Source organism: Kangiella sp. HZ709 (assembly GCF_009674675.1).
In the GTDB taxonomy this organism is placed as follows: Bacteria; Pseudomonadota; Gammaproteobacteria; order Enterobacterales; family Kangiellaceae; genus Kangiella.
Genome location: NZ_WKJC01000001.1, coordinates 1,241,151 through 1,260,112, shown reverse-complemented (window position 1 = coordinate 1,260,112; position 18,962 = coordinate 1,241,151). Strand labels below are relative to the sequence as shown.

The following is an 18,962-nucleotide window of genomic DNA, read 5'->3' as shown; positions in this document are numbered from 1 at the left end:
AATTTTTTTGTAAATTATAGTAAATATAGTATCTTAGAGACGTTAGTTAAGAAAAAAGTTTAACTTTATACCAATTAAAAAGTTTATCTTTTGGCACTGAAGCGCTAATATTAGGCTTATAAAGGGAAGTTAACGAACCACATAAAGAAGAGGCATAGGATTTATGGTTCTGGGGTTATTTCAAAAAAAACAGGTACCTGTAGTTGGTATCGACATTAGCTCCACCGCAGTTAAGGTGTTGCAGCTAGGCAAAGTAGGCAATCGTTATCGTGTAGACCGCTATGCGGTTGAGCCTTTACCTCAAGGCGCAGTTGTAGAGCGAGACATCCGCGATACAGAAGCTGTTGGTAACGCCATCAAAAAAGCCGTTCAAAAAGCTAGAGCTAATACAAAATATGCCGCGGTAGCTGTTTCAGGCTCAGCCGTAATAACGCGATCTATCCAAATGGAAAAAGGTTTGGACGATGAAGCGATGGAAGATCAAATTCGCATCGAAGCCGATCAATATATCCCTTACCCGCTAGAAGAAGTTAATATGGACTTCCGTGTGTTAGGTGACTCGGCGTCAGCTGATAATATGGTTGATGTTTTATTGGCCGCTTCGCGAAGTACTAACGTAGATTCTCGAGTAGAAGCATTAGAAGATGCTGACCTTGTGGCTAAAGTTGTCGATATTGAGGCCTATGCCATCGAGCGCGCATATCAACTAACAAAGAAGAAAACGGTCGAGCATATCGAAAATTCAGTGGTTGCGATTATCGATATTGGCGCAACCATTACCAGTTTGAACGTTCTTCAAAATGGTCAGGTAATTTATAACCGTGAACAATTGTTCGGTGGCAATCAATTAACCGAAGAAATTCAAAGCCGTTACGGTCTTTCTTATCAAGAAGCTGGCTTAGCTAAAAAGCAAGGCAGTTTACCTGATGATTATGAAGCGGAAATTTTAATTCCATTTGCTGAAATTATTACTCAACAAGTGGGGCGTGCACTTCAATTCTTCTTCTCTGCCAGTGAATTTAACAGCGTAAATGAAATCATCTTGGCTGGCGGTTGTGCTTCAATCAATGGATTGGACATGATGATTCAAGAGCATTTAGGTACACCTACCCGTGTCGCAAATCCATTTGCAGAAATGTCCATTTCTTCGCATGTTAATACACAGGCGTTGAGCTCGGACGCTCCTGCAATGATGATTAGTTGCGGGCTTGCACTAAGGAGTTTCGATTAATGGCTTTAATTAATTTACTCGACTGGCGTGAAGAAGCGCGCCAACAACGCCAAAAAGAATTCTTTATTACTCTAGGTTTGATGGTGTTGTTTGCCGTTGGAATTATGGCGCTGGTTTATTGGGCGATGCAAGGGCGGATAGGTGCCCAGCAAGAGCGGAACAATTATCTCACTCAAGAAATCGATCAGCTCAATAGGCAAATCACTGAAATCGTAAAAATTGAAAAAGAGTTGGCAGAATTAGAAAATCAGATGGACGTTATTCAAGGCTTGCAGCAAAGTCGTCCTGAAGTTGTAAAAATGTTTTCTGACCTAGTAACATCAGTTCCTGAAGGAATCCACCTCAACAGCTTCGAAAGAACCAATGATAAGAATTTAACTTTTGTAGGTCGCGGTGAAACGACCCCAAGAATTTCTGAATTTATGAGAAAGCTGGATAGTTCAGAGCGATTAAGAGCTGGGGATTTAAAAGACATTAAAAAAGAACAAAAAGGAATACCGGCACAAAACTTTGTGCTTGATGGATTACAAGTTATTCCAGGTAGAGATGGTAAGGATGCTGATGGAGGTGCTAACTAATGGCTGATATGAGCAAGTATCAAGATATTAACAACATGGGCAATTGGCCATGGCCAGGGAAAATTGCTGTGATTATTGTTGCTATGTTAGTGGTTTTTGGTTTGGGTTATTACTTTTTTACCAGCGATCAACTGCTTGAATTGGAATCAAAAGAAAGGATAGAGCAAGAGAAAATTTCGGAATTTACGACTAAGTACAAAAAAGCTGCAAATTTAGAGTTATATCGTCAACAAAAACAAGAAATGCAAAATATATTTAATGATTTGTTGGAAAGGCTACCTAAAAGTACAGAGATTCCAGGTTTGCTTGATGAGATATCTTATGCAGCTTCTGGTGCAGGCGTGGATTTGATTTCGCATTCTTATCAAGGTGAAGTACCTAAAGAGTTTTATATGGAAAAACCGATAAGCATATCGGCAATTGGTAGTTATCACCAAATTGCAGACTTTGTTAGTCGCATTTCGGGTTTGCCTCGTATTGTTACTTTGCATGATTTTAAAATTCAACCTGCAACAGACACTGGTAGAAGAGCTGGAGAAGATGGTGATGCTGAAGCTTTAAGCTTTACCGTATTGGCGAAAACTTATCGTTATGAACCCAAGGATATATAGGTGGCTTTAACAATGACTAAAATAAAATCATTATCAGTTGCTATCCTAGCTGGCTTTATATTGTCGGGGTGTCAAGGAAGTGGGCTGAATGAGCTTCAACAAAAAGTTCAGCAGATTAAAGACAGTACTCCTACAGGAATTAAAGAATTGCCGACGGTCATTCCTTATGAGCCTTACGCTTACGATGCATTCGCTTTAAGAAGCCCTTTTGCACAACTTGACCCTGAATATGAAACGCGTTTACTTCAAATTGAAGAAGGTTGTGAAAGTGACCTACAGCCAGATCCAAATCGTCAGAAATTTGATTTGGAGCGATTTGGCTTAGATGCTTTGCAATATGTCGGTTTGATATCCAATAAACGACAGCATCGCGGTCTGATCAAAATTCAATCAGGAGAAAGTGCTGGTGTTATTCAGCCAGTGTATGAAGGTGAATATATTGGTCTTAATGACGGTAAGGTTATTAAAATAGATAGTGATCAAATCACTATTGAAGCAATTGTACCGAATTCAAAGGGATGTTGGGAAAAACGTCCACAGTACCTAGTGATAGGACAGTAGGGGGCAATAATGAAACTAACGAATTTATGGAATCAACAGTTACACTTGGGTAATAAAATTATGTTGAAAAAATCTAAAGGTTTTTTAAAGAAATGTTCATTGGCAATGGTGACTTTGCTAGCATCTTGGGGTATTCAAGCCAGCCAGTTGGAATCAATTGATTACCAAGTATTGCCAGGAGACAAGGTTCAATTAAAGCTTGAGTATTCAAGTGCTCCTCCTACACCTTCGGAGTTTACGACGGTAAGCCCTGCCAGAATTTCTATGGATTTCAACGGTGTTGATTCTAATTTAGCTTATAAAACTAAGCAAGTTGGTGTCGGTGTTTTAAATTCTGTGACTGCGGTAGAAGCAGGCGGAAGAACTCGCGTGATTATTAACTTGGATAGAATGGTGTCATACAATAGCCAAGTTCAAGGTAATACTTTTTTAGTCACACTTGGTGATGCGGGAGCCACTTCTGCAAGTAACGTTGCCGCTGCTGTACCTTCGTCCAACGGTATTTCAGGTAACTATGATATTTCTAGTATTGATTTTAGGCGCGGTACTGATGGTTCTGGTCGAGTACTGGTTAATTTAGGTAATCCAAATGTGTCGGTTGATTTACGACAAGAAGGGCGTAACGTAATTGCCGACTTCTTACAAACAGATATCGATCCTAATTTTATTCGAAAATTGGATGTTGTTGACTTTGCAACACCAGCACAAATTGTTGAGACGAGTCGTCGTGGAAATACTGTACGTCTAGTGGTTCGAGCAACGGATAATTTTGAGTATTTAGCTTACCAAGCGGATGACCAATACACACTTGAATTAAAGCCGTTATCTAAAAAAGAAGTTGAGAAACGTGAACGTGATAAACCTAAGTGGTCAGGAGATCGTTTAACTTTACAATTCCAGGATATGGATTTAAAAGCCATTTTGCATACTTTGGGTGATTTTGCTGGCTTAAACATTGTGATTAGTGATGATGTTCAGGGTTCAATGGCCTTGAATTTGGTGAATGTACCATGGGATCAAGCTTTAGATATTATTCTAAAATCTAAGGGCCTAGGTAAGCGTCAAGAAGGCAATGTAATTATGATTGCGCCCGTTGAGATTATTGCTCAACGTGAAGAGCAGGAATTGGAGGCACTTAAGCAAGTAGAAGAATTAGCTCCTTTACGAACAGAAATTATTCAGGTTAATTATGCTAAAGCGGTTGAAATAGCTTCATTACTAAAGCCTTCTAAGCTATCTACTGCAAGTGACGCAGGTTCAACTTCTGCAGACCAATCTGTTGGTATCTTATCTGACAGAGGTGCGGTTTCAATTGACGTGCGCACTAACAGTCTTATCGTGAAAGATGTTTCTAGTAAAATTGAAGAAGCTAGAAATTTAGTAGAATTGTTAGATCGCCCAATACAGCAAGTATTAATTGAAGCTCGAATTGTGACAGCAGATGACGGTTTTGCTCGTGATATAGGGGCCCGCTTTGGTATTTCAGATCAGTTTAGCAGCAATGAAGGCGCTATTTCTGGGACTCTAGGAAGAGCTGCTCAATTAGTAGGAGCTCCTATAGATGGTTTGTCCACCTCTCCTTTAAATGTTAGCTTACCAGTGGCTAATCCTGCAGGTTCCTTAGGGTTATCTTTCTTCAGACTTGCAGAGGGTTTAATTTTAGACTTAGAAATATCAGCTTTAGAATCAGAAAATCGCGGTGAAGTAATTTCAAGTCCTAAAGTGGTCACAGCAAATCAAAGAGAAGCTTTTATTAAAGCAGGTGAAGAAATTCCTTATTTAGAAGGTGGGTCATCCGGCTCTTCAAATATCCAATTTAAAGAGGCTGTACTAGAGTTGAGGGTAACACCACAAATAACACCTGATGGGCGTGTTAATCTAGATTTAGCCATTAAACAAGATAGACGAGGCGCAGATGTTGTGTTCACTACTGCTAATGGACAAGCTGTTGGAGGTGCTCCAGCGATTAATACTCAAGAAATCGGCACTCAAGTATTGGTAGATAATGGTGAAACTATTGTTTTAGGCGGAATATTCCAGCACAGAACAACGGTGAATGAAACCAAAGTGCCTTTACTTGGTGATATACCATTTATGGGTTGGCTGTTTAGAAACACTTCTAGAGAGAACACAAAAGAAGAGTTACTTATCTTTGTTACACCAAAAATATTAAATCCTGACTTGAAATTATAAGAGTCGTACCCAATAAACTAAAACCTAGGTATAATGCCTGGGTTTTTAGTTTTCTACATAAGTACAAATAAAGAGTATTAGTAATTAATGAAAGGTAAGCGCAATATATTTTTAATCGGTCCTATGGGTGCTGGTAAGACGACTATTGGTAAGCAACTGGCAGAAGTATTGAAGCTAGACTTTATTGATAGTGATCAAGAGTTAGAGAGAAGGACTGGTGCGCCTATAGACTGGATTTTCGACATTGAAGGTGAAGATGGCTTTCGTAAGCGTGAAGAAGATGTCATTGAAGAGCTCACTCAAATGCAAGGAATTGTACTAGCAACGGGTGGTGGGGCTATCGTTTCCGATAAAAGTCGTAACTTTTTAGCTGCACGCGGTGTAGTCGTTTATTTAGAAACATCAATAGAGCAGCAATTGGAGCGTACTCGCCGTGACAAGCGCCGTCCGCTCATTCAAAATGAAAACCCGCAGGAAGTACTAGAGCAGCTAATGGTAGATCGTGAAACATTTTATACCGAAATAGCCGATCTAACCGTTCCTACCAATATTAGTTCAGTAAAATCTGTAGCTAAGCAGATAGTTGAGCTTATGGATCAGTCTATCTAATGTATTTGAGCGATAATTTTGAAACAGATAAAGTTATCGCTTGAACGCAAAAAATCTAATTACGATATTTGTATTGGTTCAGGCCTAATACAATCACATTCTTTTAGTTTCCTCGAAAGTTTCACAGGCAGTCAAATTGCCGTAATTTCAAACCATGAGATTAGTAAGCTTTACTATGAGAAGGTTAAGCTAGCGATTGAAAAAATTAAGCCGTGCATAGAAGTACAGTTAATTTCTTTGACAGCAGGCGAATCCACTAAGTCTATTGATACCTTCTCTGAAATTCTTGATACCTTGGTAAGAAACAAATTTAAGAGAAACGATTTACTTCTCGCTTTAGGTGGCGGTGTGGTTGGCGATCTAACAGGGTTTACAGCAGCCTGCTACCAAAGAGGGGTTGATTTTGTACAGGTGCCAACGACATTGCTAGCAATGGTTGATTCTTCAGTTGGTGGTAAAACAGCCATTAATCACAGTAAAGGCAAGAACCTTATTGGAGCTTTCCACCAGCCCGCCGAGGTAATTATAGATACAGATTGCTTAAAGAGCTTACCTGACAGTGAATTTAGTGCAGGTATGGCAGAAGTTATAAAAATTGCGGCAATCTATGATGAATCTTTTTTTGAATGGCTTGAATTAAATTACCGCAAAATCTGTAACAAAGATGCTAGCAGCTTAGAATATATGATCTTTAGAAGCTGTAGCCTGAAAGCAAAAGTTGTTGAGAAGGATGAGTTAGAACAAGGTATAAGAGCTATTCTCAACTTTGGCCATACCTTTGGGCATGCTATTGAAAATTTATCAGGCTATGGTGAAGTTTTACATGGTGAAGCGGTTGCTGTAGGAATGGTTTTAGCAGCTGGTTTTTCCAATAGTGAAGCCAAATTGGAACCTAGCATTTCTAGTCGCCTTGTTAAGCTTTTAAAGCACTTTAACTTACCTACTAAGTTACCAGCTAATTTAAACCAAGAACAAATTCTAGATGCAATGTTGTTGGATAAAAAAAATAAAGACAAGGGAATAAGGCTTGTATTAATAGAAAAGCTTGGCACAGCTATTATTAAAGAATTTAGTAAGAACGCGATAAGAGACTACCTTCTTAACTATAAGACTAAAGGCGAGAACTAATGGAACACGTCGATAGGAAGTTAATACATGTACCAGACTCTTGGATGAGATTAATTAATTTAATCAAAATGCAGGCAAGTAGTGGTAACTTCATATTTTTAGAAGCCCCATTTGCGGCTGGAAAATCAACTTTTGCAGAAATTCTAATAAAGAAATTAACTATTAATGATGAAGTTGAAGTTTTTTACCAAAAATTGCATCCGTTAGTAACTACCGACAGTATCTTATCTCAATTTGCAGTGAATCCAGCTTTAACAAGTGTGGTTATTCTCGACGATGCTGCGGAAGTAGAAGCGACAGTTCTTGAAAAGTTAATCTCAACTAATAACGACAGTTATTACGTCATTTTGTCAGAGCCAGAATTGGTAAACCGTGTTCCAAGGCTCCAAAACTCGAGGTTTAACTTACCGCTTTTTAATAAGCAAGATTGCCATAAGCTTTTAAGTAAAATGTACCAATTTAAAGACCCGACTATTGAGATACCACTTTTAGAAAGTGAGTTAGTTTATTATGAAAGTAAGGGTTTTCCTGCCGAGATTATAAAAATTGGTGAGCGCTTGAGTGATAAGTTTAAAAGGCACAGCTCAGGTGTTAAAAGCTTTGATATAGCTAATAAAGGTATCTTTTCGACGGCAGTTTTATTAATAGGATTTGTGGTATTGGCCACTTACCTGTTTTGGCCTAGTGATAAAAAGGATGATAAAAACAATGTTCAAAATCAACCTAATCAAATTTCAAACGAGTTACCTATTAATATTGAGAGCTCAGAAGGAACTGTTGATGCAGGTGAATTGCTAATCGAGCAGGGCAAAAAGGATAAACCTCTTAGCTTCAATGAATGGGTAGCTAAGCAAGATCCTGAGCATTACACTATACAGCTGTATTCTAATCCGCTTGAGTTTGACGCGAAAAGTTTTAAAGATAAGCTGGATCTTGCTGATTCTTATCTGTATCCAGTAAATATTAATGCTCAGTTACAATATAGAGTAGTTTGGGGGGTATATCCTAATCGTGCTAGAGCACAATTAGCGATCCAATCGCTACCAGCAGAAATATTAAAGCAAAAGCCATGGCTTAGATCCTTTAAATCCATCCAAGAAGAGCTATAAATCGCTCCACATTAGCATTAATATTAGTCTAATTAATAAGCTTCAACTATCGTTTAGTAAGGTTTCCAACTATAATGCGCGCAAGCCGTTAATTTACTATTGTCTATGTCTATTCCTTTGAGAAATGATCGTTATATTAAAGCTTGCTTACGTCAAGAGGTTGACCGCACACCTGTTTGGATGATGCGTCAAGCTGGTCGTTATTTACCAGAGTATCGCCAATTAAGAGCCGAAGCTGGGAGTTTTATGGATTTGTGTACTAATCCAGAATTGGCTTGCGAAGTCACCTTGCAACCGTTAAGACGATTCCCCTTAGATGCGGCAATTCTCTTTTCAGATATTTTGACTATTCCTGATGCTATGGGAATGGGCTTGTATTTCACACCTGGTGAAGGTCCTGCATTTAAAAACCCAGTCAGAGATATGGCGGCGATTAAGTCACTGCCGATACCAGATCCTAATCAGGAGCTAAAGTATGTTACAGATGCAGTGAGCACGATCCGTAAAGCACTTAAGGGTGATGTGCCGCTTATCGGCTTTTCAGGCAGTCCATGGACTTTAGCCACTTACATGGTAGAAGGTGCTAGCACTAAGAACTTTTCTTTAGTGAAGGGTTTGATGTATCAAGATCCGATGGCGATGCATGCCTTATTGGATAAATTAGCTGATTCTATAATTGTGTATCTGAATGCTCAAGTAGCGGCAGGGGCACAATCATTGATGATTTTTGACACTTGGGGAGGTGTATTAACTCCTAGCGATTATCAAGAGTTCTCTCTTCGATATATGCAAAAAATCGTCGATGGCTTAACACGAGAATATGATGGTCAAAAAATCCCTGTGACGTTGTTTACTAAAGGTGCTGGAGACTGGTTAGATTTAATGGCTGCAACTGGTTGCGACTGTTTAGGGGTAGATTGGACTACGAATCTTGCAGACGCAAAAAACAAGGTGCAAGGAAAAGTAGCGCTTCAAGGTAATATGGATCCCTCAATTTTATATGGAACAGAGCACAGAATTCGCGAAGAAGTAAGTAAAATTCTTGCAAGTTATGGACAAGGCAGCGGACATGTATTTAACTTAGGTCATGGCATCCATCAAACGGTTAATCCAGAAAATGCGGGTGCCTTTATTAAAGCTGTACACGAACTCAGCCCTGAATATCATAATTAAAAAGAACTATTGTGCGTAAAGAAAGTGAATTTAAGCCTCCCTGGTGGTTAACTAATCGACATCTGCAGACTTTTTGGAGCCCTTTGGTTCCAAAGTTGCCTTTGCCTGCGCTAGAGCGGGAAAGGCTAGAGCTGAGCGATGGAGATTTTCTTGATCTTGATTGGCTAAATAAAAATTCAGACATGCCAACCGTTATTTTGCTGCATGGCTTAGAGGGTAACCTTGATTCTCCTTATTTAAGACGCATGCTTAGTCAACTGGCAGAAAAGGGTTGGCGCGGCCTGTTGGTTTATTGGCGCGGCTGTAGTGGCGAAATGAATCGCCTAACAAAGACTTATCACGCTGGTCGAAGTGAAGATTTAGCAGAAGTCATAGGTTATTTACGCGGTAGCTTAAATCAAGCTCCAATTTTCGCAGTGGGTTATTCCTTAGGCGCTAATGTGTTACTTAAGTGGTTAGGTGAACAAGGTAAAATAAAACAAGATACTCTAATTGAAGCCGCTTTCGCTGTTTCTACGCCATTCGATTTGGCTATCTGTGCCGACTCCATCGATAAAGGCTTCTCCAAAATCTATAAACATTATTTGCTGGCTACTTTAAAAAAGAAAATAGTGAGTAAATTTAGCGCAGAGGAATTGCTGAAACATTTAAATTTAACCGCAAAAGATATTTGGTTGATCAGTGGTATGAGAGAGTTTGATGAGCGCATTAGCTCAAAGTTAAACGGTTTTGAAAGTGCTGATGATTATTATCGTCAATGTTCCAGTAAATACTTCTTAGGAGATATTCAAGTTCCTACGGTTATATTACATGCTGAAGATGACCCTTTTATGTCTCCAGAGATCATTCCTAATGAAGAAGCTCTCTCAGCAAATATGGAAGTCAGGGTGTCTAAAAATGGCGGTCATGTGGGTTTTGTTAGCGATCCTAATAAATTGGGCTATAGTTATTTCTTAGAAAACTCGGTACTCGAATTTTTCTCTAGTTTCGTGAAAGCTTAGCTATTACGAATTAACAATTTATCACTTTAAATTTGTCCAAAGTTTGCTATTCTGGTTCGACCAGAAACTGCTAATAATGCTATGCAAAATTCATATAAAACAATAAAGCAAGCCTATCAAGCTTCCCCATTTCCAGATTTTAATGAGCGTAAAGGTTGGTTACAACAGCTCAAGAAATTAATCATTGAAAATGAAGAGATGATTATAGAAGCTATTGATAAGGACTTTACAGGCAGAGCTACTTTTGAAACTCAGATTGCAGAAATTTATCCCTCGGTTAAAGCGATTAAGCACGCTGAAAATAATTTGTCGACTTGGATGAAGCCGGAAAAACGTAAGGTCAGCATTTGGTTTCAACCGTCAAAAGCAAAAGTTATTTATCAACCATTAGGTGTGGCGGGTTTGGTGGTACCTTGGAATTACCCACTTTATATGTCAGTAGCCCCCTTGGTATGTGCTTTGGCCGCAGGTAATCGAAGCATGCTTAAGTTGTCGGAGTTCACTCCAAATTTTAGTGAATTATTTGCCACTTTGGTGGAAAAGTATTTTTCTAAAGAAGTGATTACCGTAATCAATGGCGGCCCTGAAGTTGGAGCTGAGTTTACGGCCTTACCATTCGATCATATATTGTTTACTGGTTCTAACCGCGTGGGCAAAATGGTCATGAAGGCGGCGAGTGAAAACTTAACTCCTGTAACACTGGAATTAGGTGGTAAGTCACCGACCATTATTGATGAAAATTATTCTATCGATGATGCTGCTCAAAAAATTATGTTTGGTAAGTTGCTCAATGCAGGCCAAACTTGTCTAGCCCCTGACTATGTTTTTCTGCCTAAGGGAAAAGAGCAAGACTTTATAGATGCATGCAAAAAAGCGGCGCAAAAGTATCACCCTAATTGGAACGGCGAAAATTATACTGCTATAAACTCTGATAAGCAGTTCGAAAGACAAGAGGCGCTATTGCAAGATGCAATAGATAAAGGCGGTGAGATTGTTTATTTAAATAATGATGCTGCAGAGAAAACTGATGGCCGGAAAATGTCACCCGCGTTAATTATTCAAAGCCTTGAATCGATGCTGATTCGTAAAGAAGAAATCTTTGGCCCCTTATTGCCAATAGTAACTTACCAAAATCTGGATGAAGTTATTGAGTATGTGAATAATAATCCTAGACCCTTAGCACTTTATTTCTTTAGTAAGAATAAAGCTAATATCAATAAAGTTTTGACTCATACTATTTCAGGTGGGGTGACTTTAAATGATGTGATTCTTCATGTCAGTCAAGAAACGCTGCCTTTTGGCGGTGTGGGCAATTCGGGAATGGGTCATTATCACGGTTATGATGGCTTTAAAACTTTTTCAAAAGCGAAAAGTGTTTTTAAACAAAGTGCGTTGGCTGGCACTCGCTTGATGTATCCGCCTTACTCTAAATTTGCAAAATTTCTATATAAAATTATGCGAGGCAGCTAATGGCAACTCGTCGCCAAATATTAAAAGGTGCTGCAGTTACTAGTTTAGTAACTGTTACTGGGGTCTCAATTTGGCAGATGTCATTATCCGAGTCACAGGAATTAATAGAAGGTGATTCATACGACTATCAGTTCTTAACATTGAATGACCGGTATGTTTTGTTTGCGATTATTCCAGCGATGTTGGGACAGGCATTAAAGAAACTAGAAGAGAAAGATTTTGCATTACACTTGATGCAACAGATTGATAAGGCCATAGATTTTGTGACTCAATCTAGTCAGGATGAATTGCGCCAGCTGTTCGATTTATTGGGTAATCAATTAGGCCGAGCTTACTTTGCTGGCGTTTGGTCCAGTTGGTCTAGTGCAAATGTAATAGCGGTTACTGAATTTCTGAATGATTGGCGAACCAGCTTTATGAGTTTATTACGTTCAGGTTATATGGGCTTACATCAAATAGTTATGGGTGCTTTTTATGCGCAACCGCAAAGCTGGAAGGCTATTGGTTATCCTGGCCCTCCCCAAATGAACTTAACCGATAGTTTCTATCAAAAATTCGAACTCTGACTTATGGACAAACAATCAATAAACGCCAATGACTATAAGCAAAAAGTTATAGAAGCTGATGTGGCTATTATTGGCAGCGGTGCAGGTGGCGGCGTCTCTGCCGAGATTTTGGCGCAAGCAGGCTTTAAGGTGCTCATCATTGAAGAGGGGCCTTACTTAACTGGTCGCGATTTTAAAATGCAGGAAAGCGATGCCTACCCTATGCTTTATCAGGAGTCTGCAGCACGGAAAACAAAAGACAAGGCGATTAATATCTTGCAAGGTAGAAGTGTTGGCGGTTCAACGGTGGTTAATTGGACTACCAGTTTTAGAACACCAGAAAAAACTTTAGATTTTTGGGGGAATGAGTTTTCTTTAAAGAAGCATAGCCATAAAAAAATGGCGCCGTGGTTTGCCAAAATGGAGCAACGCCTGAATATAGAGCCATGGAAAATTCCAGCAAACACCAATAATAAAATATTGCAAAGTGGCGCTGAAAAACTAGGCTGGCATTTTGAAACTATATCCAGGAATGTGAAAGATTGCGCTAACTTAGGCTATTGCGGAATGGGTTGCCCACTAAATGCGAAGCAGTCGATGATGGTGACTACTATACCGGCAGCAAAGAAATTAGGCGCTCAGGTTTTGTACCAAGCAAAAGTGGATAAACTTTTAATTGAAAAGGAGAAAGTTATTGGCTGCGAAGTGATACCGGTTGGGCTTAATTCAAAACCTAGTTCGAATCAAAAGATTAAAGTACGCGCTAAACATACTATTTTAAGCGCGGGATCAATTGGCTCTCCAGCAGTATTGCTACGCTCAAAAGTTCCTGATCCTTATCAGCGAGTTGGCAAGCGAACATTTTTGCATCCAGTGGTGGTTTCCGCGGCTTTAATGGCTGACAAAGTAAATGGTTACGCGGGGGCTCCTCAATCTATTTATTCTGATGAATTTTTATGGCCGAAAGACAACTCTATGGGTTTTAAAATAGAAGCGGCACCATTGCATCCTTCATTAGTTTCCACGGTGTTGAGCCAGTTTGGCAATGAGCATTTCAAGTTATTTGAAAAATTCCCATACCAACAAGGTACATTGGCTATCTTAAGAGACGGTTTCTCCCAAAATAGTGAGGGTGGGGAAGTTATTTTGGATAAATATGGTTATCCAAAATTAGATTATCAACTAAACGATTACCTTTGGGATGCCGCTCGTAAAGCCTTTCTTGCCATGGCAGAGTTACAGTTTGTCGCGGGAGCCAAAGAGGTTATTCCTACTCACTTGGATGCTAAGCCATACAAGAGCTGGCAGTCGGCGAAAAAAGCCATTCAAGAGTTACCTATGCAGAAGTTGAAAACGCTAGTTTTTAGCGCCCATGTCATGGGCGGTAATAGCATGGGGACAGATGAAAAAATCTCGGTTGTCGATGAAGAGGGTAAGTTCCGTCATTTAGAAGGGTTGCATATTTTTGATGGATCGATTTTTCCAACCAGTATTGGTGCCAACCCCCAATTATCGATTTATGGATTAGTGGCAAAACTAGCAACGAATTTATCTGGACAATTGCAAGCATAAAGCCATTGGTCAAAATATTAGAATTTCAGTAAAATAGCAGTTCATTAAAAAACACTTGATGCCTTATGAGTAAAACCGTTTTATATCCAGGGACCTTTGATCCTATCACTAATGGTCATATTGACCTTGTGAAGCGAGCCTGTCGTATGTTTGATAAGGTAGTGATTGCGGTAGCTTATAACCCAAATAAAAAGCCACTTTTCAGTTTGGAGCAAAGAGTGGCTATGGCCAAAGGAATTTTTGCCGAGAATAAACAAGTAGAGGTAGAAGGCTTTACGGGTTTATTAGTCGATTTTGCCCGGCAACAAAATGCAATAGGAGTTTTGCGTGGTATTCGCGCGGTATCAGATTTTGAATTCGAATTTCAATTGGCCAACATGAACCGCCATTTGGCTCCAGAATTAGAATCTATCTTTTTAACGCCATCTGAAAATTATTCTTATATTTCTTCTTCATTAGTCAGAGAGGTTGCTTCTCTCGGCGGTGATATTAGGGCTTTTGTTCACCCTAGCGTTGGAGAGGCATTGCAGCAGAAGTTTAAGGATTGAACTATAAGCGCTCGAATTTTTGGAATAAATCGGCGATAATGATTGAGTTATATTATTTAATATTAAAAAGAGAAGTTTGAAGCTTTATGGCATTAAAAATTACCGATGAGTGCATCAATTGCGATGTTTGTGAACCTGAATGTCCAAACGAAGCCATTTATCAGGGTGAAGAAATCTACGAGATAGATACCAGTAAATGTACCGAGTGTGTTGGTCATTATGATGAACCACAATGCCAATTAGTATGCCCTGTAGACTGTATTCCGCTGGATGAAGACAATGAAGAGTCTCAAGAGCAACTTATCGTCAAATACGAAAAGCTGACAGGGTTACCCTTTGTTGAGGTGTAACTTTAAGTATAAATATTAAGCGGCGCTGCCGCTTTTTTTATATCAATAGATAATGCTTTTACTATGAAATTAATAGATTGGTTAAGACAAGAAGAGTTTAGTTTAACTCTCTCTTCAGGCTTTTTTGGTTTCTTTGCCCATACAGGTATCTTGACCGTTTTGGAAGAAGAGAAGTTAATGCCAAGGCGAGTGATGGGCGCTAGCTCAGGGGCTTTGGCTGGAGCCTGTTGGGCTGCTGGTATTAATTCAATCGATCTGAGAAATATCTTATTTGATTTAAAACGCCAAGACTTTTGGGATCCCGGTTTCGGCTTAGGCTTATTAAAAGGTCAAAAGTTCAGAGATAAACTAACGGATATTCTTCCAGTTGAAACCTTTGAAGAGTGTCAAATACCTTTAGCACTGTCGGCTTACGATATCCGTTCAAAGCAAACTCTATCTTTAAATTCGGGTGCCTTGGGTCCGGCAATTTACGCATCCTGCGCTATTCCTTTAATGTTTCAACCGATAGAAATTGATGACTATAAATTCTTAGATGGCGGCTTAAAAGATAGACCGGCATTGGCTTCTGCGAAAAAAGGCGAAAGAATCTTTTTTCATCATATTGCCTCGAAATCTTCTTGGCGTAATAAAGATGCCCCATCTATCCAGATTCCAAAAAGAGAAAATTTAGCGTCTTTAGCCATATATGACTTACCTCGTTCAGGTCCAACTAAACTGGATGTAGGGCAAGAAGCATACCAACGCGCTTATTTTGCTATGCGCAGAGCTTTAAATATGGAGCTGCTGGATAATAATATCTATATTGCAGGCTAACTGATAGAACATATGGCTTAGACGTTGAATTGATTAAAGCCGATAGATACCATCGCTTTCAATTCGAATTTTTCGCTCTTTGTACAGAAGCCCGATAGTTCTTTTGAAAACAGCTTTGCTGACTTGGAAATTACGATAAATGTCTTCAGGTGCGCTTTTATCGTTTAAAGGTAAAAAGCCATTGTTGTCTTCAAGCTCTGATAAAATCTCCGAAGCCAGTTTATCTTTCGCTTGAATGGCCCCTTTGTTTAAAGATAAATTAATTTTACCGTCACTTCTGACTTCACGAATGTAAGCCTTCAGTTCCGTCCCAACTTTTAAATGCTTAATGGTTTGATCTTTAAATAGTAGTGCTGAGTGACTGTTATTGATGATGCACAAATAGCCTAAATCAGTTTTACGTCGCACAACGGCTTTTACTTCTTGTCCTTTAGAAAAACTAGCAGGCGATTTATCCAGATGTTTATCCAGTTTAGTAGTGGCGACTAAACGCTGACTGGCATTATCTATGTACAAATAAACTAAGTAAGAGCGCCCTGGTTGTAGCGGCTGAAATTGTTGTCCAAATGGCACTAATAAATCTTTTGGTAGTCCCCAATCAAGGAATGCACCAATACGATTGACTTCAACGCACTGTAAAAAAGCAAATTGGCCCACTTGAGCAAATGGGTTTTCAGTCGTAGCAGTAGGACGATCTTCCGAATCAAGGTATACAAATACATCTAACCAATCTTCCTGAAGCATGGATTTTTCAACATAACGATTAGGTAATAACACTTTATCTTGAACAGAGAACCCAAGATCAAGTCCGTATTCGTTTGAGCTTAGCACTTGCAAACGATTATATTTGCCTAGTTGAATTGATTGGCTCATAGCTCTTCAGTTGACTCCATTTCGACAATAATTGGATGCTTGCCTTGCATAATGATATGTCCAATATAACGCTTAGAACCGGTAGTCGCGAATTCAAATTGATAGCGTTTTAAAAAGCGCAATTGGTTTTCAGGATTTCTACCAAAGTAAATCTTTTTCAAAGAGACATAGCCGTCAAGATTTTGCACATTCGACTCTTTACAGGCGTTAATCGCGGCACGATGTGCTGCTTCGCGAATTCTCGAATTATAAAAATAGAATCCTACAGCTAAAGCTGCGGTCAGAATAATGAGTAGTTGGTCCATAAAAATAAGTACTTAATAGCTAGAATCAAAAAAGGCGGCTTGAAGCCGCCTTTTTATATAATACCAATTTAGTTGGTCATTCGAGCAACTGTAATTTTTTTCTCGTCAACCCCTGCAGCTCGTGCTTGGTCAACAGCAGATAATAATGAATTGTTAAGCGCATCATTGTGTACGCGAATCAATACTGGAGAGCGAGGGTCTTCAGCTAATTTTGCTTCGATGTTCGCGCCAATTCTTTCAGAATCAATAATACGGTCATCCATACTAATTTGATTTTCATGATTAATAGTAATGGTAACCACTTTTGGCGGATCTTCAGTTTTTTCTTGATTCGGAGGCGTGTTACTTGGACGCTTTAAGCCGATACCTTCTTCTTTAATAAAAGAGGTAGTTACAATGAAGAAAATCAACATGATGAATACGATGTCGAGCATCGGCGTCATATCAATATTAGTATCTTCGTCTTCTCTATGTCTTCTTCTCATTTTAATTCCTACCGCTTATGACATTTGTAAATTTCAAACATCAAAATTCGTTCATCAATACATTGTAGCCGACACATTAAAGGCGATCTAGTGAAAAAAGTCCAGTTTTCAAAGTAAAAACTGGACTTAGCTCCAATGAATTAAGATTACTACCAGCGGCTGACAGTTGGCCTACTAATACCAACAGATTTCGCCTGATCTACCGCGGTTAATAAAGCTTGGTTAGAGGCATTATTATGAATTTTAATAATTAAGCCTGAACGTGGGTCATCTGCTAGTTTTGCCTGCAAGTTAGCGCTAATAGACTCAGCATCAATAATACGATTATCCATAGTAACGATATCCTCAGCGTTTATAGACAGCAGCATTGGCTTAGGACAATTCTCTAGGCAAGGGTTAGGGCTCGTACTTGGACGGTTTAATTGCAATCCGTTTTCCTTGGTAAAGCTGGTGGTGACAATAAAGAAAATGAGCAGGATAAAGACAATATCCAACATGGGCGTCATATCGACGTTTTTTTCACTAGAGTTATCTTGGCGGCGACGTAAGAATTTACTTAACATGGCGTTCTCCTTCTTCTGTGAATGTCAATTTCACATTAACACCTGGTAGCTGGTCTGTCCAGTAGGCCAGGGAGGGCGCCAGATCCAATCAAGACCGAATTAACGCTGGCAATTTCCGCAATAGTAACTGGCTCGCTGCCCAATAACTTTACGTTTGATAGTGGAGTCGCATTGAAAGCATTCTTCTCCATCACGGCCATAGACATTCAACTGTTGTGCGAAATAGCCAGGATTACCATCGGTTTGTGTAAAGTCTTTTAATGTCGTACCACCTTCTTTAATGGCTTTGGCCAAGACTTGTTTTATGGCATCGACTAGCTTAGCTAATCGCGGTTTGCTGACTTTATTGGCGACAGCCATCGGCTTTATACCTGCTATAAAAAGCGCTTCAGATGCGTAGATATTGCCAACGCCAACTACCACTTGATTAGTCATTATGGCGTTTTTAATGGCGCTTTTTCGTTTAGACAAAGATTGTTGCAGGTAGTCGGTATTAAATTCATCGGTTAATGGTTCTGGACCAAGGTTATCTAATAATTCTAATGATTCGTCTTTGGCTTGCCATAAAACCGCGCCAAAACGACGTGGGTCGTTAAAGCGTAATGCTTTGCCGTTAGCGAAAATCACTTCAAAGTGATCATGTTTCTGCAAAGGCTCTTTAGCTGAAACGATCCGCATAGCACCTGACATACCTAAATGCATTACCACCGTTCCATGCTTAAAATGCCATAACAGATATTTAGCTCGGCGCTCTAATTCAATGCTTTTTAAGCCTTCGATTGACTTAGTTTCTTGCGCAATAGGCCAACGCAAAGTCTTAAAGTGAATATTCACCGCTTTAACTTTGGAATTAAGAATAAAAGGCTCTAAACCTTTTTTGGTGGTTTCGACTTCTGGTAATTCTGGCATAAAAAGTTAGCTATTTATTACTTTATTGAACAATTCTATATCTGTATAAGCAGTATAGTCTAAATCGGTAATAACTTGATCATCAAACCAATTATTAGGCTCGTTTGATTCAGGAAGGATTGCAAAACCCCTATTAACATTAAAGATAACGATTGGAATATTAACTTTATTATTGAAGTACCTTTGGGCTTTAAAGGCAAATGTATCATTTGAAATCCACTTACACCATGGTGAGCGCCAGCAAGAAGCAAAAACCTTCATTGGAAGTTCAAATATCTCGGCATTTCCCCCCAAGATAAAAAACCTACTTCATTTCCATTGCTAACCTCATT

At 39.3% G+C, this 18,962-nt stretch carries 22 protein-coding genes; 16 read left to right on the top strand and 6 right to left on the bottom strand.

The annotated features are described in order from the left end of the window. The first annotated feature begins 163 nt into the window (after positions 1-163). The 16 genes from GJS41_RS05775 (at position 164) to GJS41_RS05700 (ending at position 15,495) form a co-directional block, all read left to right on the top strand. Positions 164-1,231, top strand: coding sequence for a pilus assembly protein PilM (locus GJS41_RS05775; protein WP_154246345.1), 1,068 nt, complete (start codon positions 164-166; stop codon positions 1,229-1,231). Then, complete coding sequence (locus GJS41_RS05770; RefSeq protein ID WP_154246344.1) at positions 1,231-1,809, top strand: PilN domain-containing protein; 579 nt, start codon at positions 1,231-1,233, stop codon at positions 1,807-1,809. Before GJS41_RS05775 ends, GJS41_RS05770 begins: the two co-directional genes overlap by 1 nt. After that, a complete protein-coding gene (locus tag GJS41_RS05765; RefSeq protein ID WP_154246343.1) occupies positions 1,809-2,420 on the top strand; it encodes a type 4a pilus biogenesis protein PilO in 612 nt (203 codons plus the stop codon). The genes GJS41_RS05770 and GJS41_RS05765 overlap by 1 nt, the downstream gene beginning before the upstream one ends. A gap of 12 nt (positions 2,421-2,432) precedes the next feature. Then, positions 2,433-2,981 carry a pilus assembly protein PilP gene (locus GJS41_RS05760; RefSeq protein ID WP_154246342.1) on the top strand — a complete coding sequence of 183 codons (549 nt, stop codon included), beginning with the start codon at positions 2,433-2,435 and terminating at the stop codon, positions 2,979-2,981. 9 nt (positions 2,982-2,990) lie between these two features. Continuing rightward, on the top strand, positions 2,991-5,174 hold the full coding sequence (pilQ, locus tag GJS41_RS05755) for a type IV pilus secretin PilQ (protein WP_154246341.1): 2,184 nt from the start codon (positions 2,991-2,993) through the stop codon (positions 5,172-5,174). Between the two features lie 87 nt (positions 5,175-5,261). Continuing rightward, entirely contained in the window at positions 5,262-5,783 is a 522-nt protein-coding gene (gene aroK / locus GJS41_RS05750) for a shikimate kinase AroK (protein WP_154246340.1), read from the top strand. Between the two features lie 18 nt (positions 5,784-5,801). Then, positions 5,802-6,911: a 3-dehydroquinate synthase gene (gene aroB, locus GJS41_RS05745; RefSeq protein WP_154246339.1), complete on the top strand. Its 1,110-nt coding sequence runs from the start codon at positions 5,802-5,804 to the stop codon at positions 6,909-6,911. After that, positions 6,911-8,020, top strand: coding sequence for an SPOR domain-containing protein (locus GJS41_RS05740; protein ID WP_154246338.1), 1,110 nt, complete (start codon positions 6,911-6,913; stop codon positions 8,018-8,020). Before aroB ends, GJS41_RS05740 begins: the two co-directional genes overlap by 1 nt. A 105-nt stretch (positions 8,021-8,125) precedes the next feature. Further along, positions 8,126-9,193, top strand: coding sequence for a uroporphyrinogen decarboxylase (gene hemE, locus GJS41_RS05735; RefSeq protein WP_154246337.1), 1,068 nt, complete (start codon positions 8,126-8,128; stop codon positions 9,191-9,193). Between the two features lie 11 nt (positions 9,194-9,204). Further along, on the top strand, positions 9,205-10,194 hold the full coding sequence (locus tag GJS41_RS05730; RefSeq protein WP_370515636.1) for a hydrolase: 990 nt from the start codon (positions 9,205-9,207) through the stop codon (positions 10,192-10,194). A gap of 81 nt (positions 10,195-10,275) precedes the next feature. Continuing rightward, positions 10,276-11,664, top strand: a complete 1,389-nt coding sequence (locus tag GJS41_RS05725; protein WP_154246336.1) for a coniferyl aldehyde dehydrogenase — start codon at positions 10,276-10,278, stop codon at positions 11,662-11,664. Then, the gene (locus tag GJS41_RS05720) at positions 11,664-12,230 is read left to right on the top strand and encodes a hypothetical protein (protein ID WP_154246335.1); all 567 of its coding nucleotides are present in this window, start codon (positions 11,664-11,666) and stop codon (positions 12,228-12,230) included. Before GJS41_RS05725 ends, GJS41_RS05720 begins: the two co-directional genes overlap by 1 nt. Before the next feature lie 3 nt (positions 12,231-12,233). Then, a complete protein-coding gene (locus GJS41_RS05715; RefSeq protein ID WP_154246334.1) occupies positions 12,234-13,781 on the top strand; it encodes a GMC family oxidoreductase in 1,548 nt (515 codons plus the stop codon). Between the two features lie 65 nt (positions 13,782-13,846). Continuing rightward, positions 13,847-14,329: a pantetheine-phosphate adenylyltransferase gene (coaD, locus tag GJS41_RS05710; RefSeq protein WP_154246333.1), complete on the top strand. Its 483-nt coding sequence runs from the start codon at positions 13,847-13,849 to the stop codon at positions 14,327-14,329. An 86-nt stretch (positions 14,330-14,415) separates the two neighbouring features. Continuing rightward, positions 14,416-14,679, top strand: a complete 264-nt coding sequence (locus GJS41_RS05705; protein ID WP_154246332.1) for a YfhL family 4Fe-4S dicluster ferredoxin — start codon at positions 14,416-14,418, stop codon at positions 14,677-14,679. A gap of 63 nt (positions 14,680-14,742) precedes the next feature. After that, positions 14,743-15,495 (top strand): patatin-like phospholipase family protein, encoded by a 753-nt coding sequence (locus tag GJS41_RS05700; RefSeq protein WP_154246331.1) that lies wholly within the window; start codon positions 14,743-14,745, stop codon positions 15,493-15,495. A gap of 33 nt (positions 15,496-15,528) precedes the next feature. Here GJS41_RS05700 and GJS41_RS05695 read toward each other — a convergent pair whose 3' ends face one another. The 6 genes from GJS41_RS05695 to GJS41_RS05670 all read right to left on the bottom strand — a co-directional run bounded on the left by GJS41_RS05695 (position 15,529) and on the right by GJS41_RS05670 (position 18,891). Continuing rightward, positions 15,529-16,368, bottom strand: coding sequence for a S1 RNA-binding domain-containing protein (locus GJS41_RS05695; protein WP_154246330.1), 840 nt, complete (start codon positions 16,366-16,368; stop codon positions 15,529-15,531). Continuing rightward, a complete protein-coding gene (locus tag GJS41_RS05690) occupies positions 16,365-16,673 on the bottom strand; it encodes a DUF3301 domain-containing protein (RefSeq protein WP_154246329.1) in 309 nt (102 codons plus the stop codon). Before GJS41_RS05690 ends, GJS41_RS05695 begins: the two co-directional genes overlap by 4 nt. A 68-nt stretch (positions 16,674-16,741) precedes the next feature. Then, positions 16,742-17,158, bottom strand: coding sequence for a biopolymer transporter ExbD (locus GJS41_RS05685; RefSeq protein WP_154246328.1), 417 nt, complete (start codon positions 17,156-17,158; stop codon positions 16,742-16,744). Between the two features lie 149 nt (positions 17,159-17,307). Then, a complete protein-coding gene (locus tag GJS41_RS05680; protein WP_154246327.1) occupies positions 17,308-17,721 on the bottom strand; it encodes a biopolymer transporter ExbD in 414 nt (137 codons plus the stop codon). 99 nt (positions 17,722-17,820) lie between these two features. Then, the gene (gene mutM / locus GJS41_RS05675) at positions 17,821-18,630 is read right to left on the bottom strand and encodes a bifunctional DNA-formamidopyrimidine glycosylase/DNA-(apurinic or apyrimidinic site) lyase (protein WP_154246326.1); all 810 of its coding nucleotides are present in this window, start codon (positions 18,628-18,630) and stop codon (positions 17,821-17,823) included. Between the two features lie 6 nt (positions 18,631-18,636). Beyond that, on the bottom strand, positions 18,637-18,891 hold the full coding sequence (locus GJS41_RS05670; protein ID WP_154246325.1) for a hypothetical protein: 255 nt from the start codon (positions 18,889-18,891) through the stop codon (positions 18,637-18,639). Positions 18,892-18,962: the final 71 nt, after the last annotated feature.

Bases quoted from the DNA above. Each gene is read 5' to 3' on its own strand.
- pilQ (WP_154246341.1), top strand. From the start codon at position 2,991: ATGAAACTAACGAATTTATGGAATCAACAGTTACACTTGGGTAATAAA.
- GJS41_RS05770 (WP_154246344.1), top strand. From the start codon at position 1,231: ATGGCTTTAATTAATTTACTCGACTGGCGTGAAGAAGCGCGCCAACAA.
- GJS41_RS05695 (WP_154246330.1), bottom strand. From the start codon at position 16,368: ATGAGCCAATCAATTCAACTAGGCAAATATAATCGTTTGCAAGTGCTA.
- GJS41_RS05725 (WP_154246336.1), top strand. From the start codon at position 10,276: ATGCAAAATTCATATAAAACAATAAAGCAAGCCTATCAAGCTTCCCCA.
- GJS41_RS05705 (WP_154246332.1), top strand. From the start codon at position 14,416: ATGGCATTAAAAATTACCGATGAGTGCATCAATTGCGATGTTTGTGAA.
- GJS41_RS05690 (WP_154246329.1), bottom strand. From the start codon at position 16,673: ATGGACCAACTACTCATTATTCTGACCGCAGCTTTAGCTGTAGGATTC.
- GJS41_RS05685 (WP_154246328.1), bottom strand. From the start codon at position 17,158: ATGAGAAGAAGACATAGAGAAGACGAAGATACTAATATTGATATGACG.
- aroK (WP_154246340.1), top strand. From the start codon at position 5,262: ATGAAAGGTAAGCGCAATATATTTTTAATCGGTCCTATGGGTGCTGGT.
- GJS41_RS05760 (WP_154246342.1), top strand. From the start codon at position 2,433: ATGACTAAAATAAAATCATTATCAGTTGCTATCCTAGCTGGCTTTATA.
- GJS41_RS05670 (WP_154246325.1), bottom strand. From the start codon at position 18,891: ATGAAGGTTTTTGCTTCTTGCTGGCGCTCACCATGGTGTAAGTGGATT.
- GJS41_RS05775 (WP_154246345.1), top strand. From the start codon at position 164: ATGGTTCTGGGGTTATTTCAAAAAAAACAGGTACCTGTAGTTGGTATC.
- hemE (WP_154246337.1), top strand. From the start codon at position 8,126: ATGTCTATTCCTTTGAGAAATGATCGTTATATTAAAGCTTGCTTACGT.
- mutM (WP_154246326.1), bottom strand. From the start codon at position 18,630: ATGCCAGAATTACCAGAAGTCGAAACCACCAAAAAAGGTTTAGAGCCT.
- GJS41_RS05680 (WP_154246327.1), bottom strand. From the start codon at position 17,721: ATGTTAAGTAAATTCTTACGTCGCCGCCAAGATAACTCTAGTGAAAAA.
- GJS41_RS05740 (WP_154246338.1), top strand. From the start codon at position 6,911: ATGGAACACGTCGATAGGAAGTTAATACATGTACCAGACTCTTGGATG.
- GJS41_RS05700 (WP_154246331.1), top strand. From the start codon at position 14,743: ATGAAATTAATAGATTGGTTAAGACAAGAAGAGTTTAGTTTAACTCTC.
- GJS41_RS05720 (WP_154246335.1), top strand. From the start codon at position 11,664: ATGGCAACTCGTCGCCAAATATTAAAAGGTGCTGCAGTTACTAGTTTA.
- GJS41_RS05715 (WP_154246334.1), top strand. From the start codon at position 12,234: ATGGACAAACAATCAATAAACGCCAATGACTATAAGCAAAAAGTTATA.
- coaD (WP_154246333.1), top strand. From the start codon at position 13,847: ATGAGTAAAACCGTTTTATATCCAGGGACCTTTGATCCTATCACTAAT.
- GJS41_RS05765 (WP_154246343.1), top strand. From the start codon at position 1,809: ATGGCTGATATGAGCAAGTATCAAGATATTAACAACATGGGCAATTGG.